Origin of the sequence: Mesorhizobium sp. M0293 (assembly GCF_040321735.1) — a bacterium.
In the GTDB taxonomy this organism is placed as follows: Bacteria; Pseudomonadota; Alphaproteobacteria; order Rhizobiales; family Rhizobiaceae; genus Mesorhizobium.
Genome location: NZ_JAMYSA010000297.1, coordinates 1 through 886 on the forward strand (window position 1 = coordinate 1; position 886 = coordinate 886).

At 67.8% G+C, this 886-nt stretch carries 1 protein-coding gene; it reads left to right on the top strand.

What is annotated here, in order from left to right:
• The coding region (locus NKJ06_RS35555) for a condensation domain-containing protein (RefSeq protein WP_352812605.1) at positions 1-886 on the top strand (886 nt) is incomplete at both ends.

The following is an 886-nucleotide window of genomic DNA, read 5'->3' on the forward strand; positions in this document are numbered from 1 at the left end:
GCACCGCCTATGAAGCGCCGCAGGGCGAGGTCGAGACGCTGCTGGCCGGGATCTGGCAAGAGCTGCTCGGCCTCGAGCGCATCGGCCGCCACGACCACTTCTTCGAGCTCGGCGGCCACTCGCTGTTGGCCGTGCAGCTGATGGAGCGGCTGCGGCGGCTGTCGCTCGGGGTGGAGGTGCGCACCCTGTTCGCCCGGCCGGTGCTTTGCGATCTGGCCGCCAGCCTGGGCAGCCATCACGAGGTGGCGGTGCCTGCCAACCTGATCACGCAACACAGCACGGCGATTACGCCGCGGATGCTGCCGCTGATCGATCTGACCCAACAGGAGATCGACCGGATCGTCGCCACGGTGCCGGGCGGGGTCGCCAACATCCAGGATATCTATTGCCTGTCGCCGCTGCAGGACGGCATCCTGTTCCATCATCTGCTGGCGACGAAGGGCGATCCGTATCTGCTGGTCTCGCAGATGGCGTTTGCCGAGCGCGGCCTGTTGGAGCGCTATCTTGGCGCGGTTCAGCAGGTGGTGGACCGGCACGACATTCTGCGTACGGCCTTTGTCTGGGAGGGTCTGTCGAGCCCGGCGCAGGTGGTGTGGCGCAAGGCGGCCCTGGAGGTGCGCGAGGTCGAGCTGGATGAGGATGGCGGTCCCGGTTCCGAGCAGCTGAAGCGGCGGTTCGATCCGCGCCAGTACCGCATCGACCTTGGCCGGGCGCCGTTGATGCGCGTCGTGATCGCGCGCGAGCCGGGCACGGGGCGCTGGCTGCTGTTGGAGCTGCTGCACCATCTGATCGGCGATCACACGACGCTGGAGGTCATGCATGCCGAGGTGCGGGCCGTGCTGGAAGGTCGCGGGCATGAGCTTGCCGCACCGCAGCCGTTCCGCAA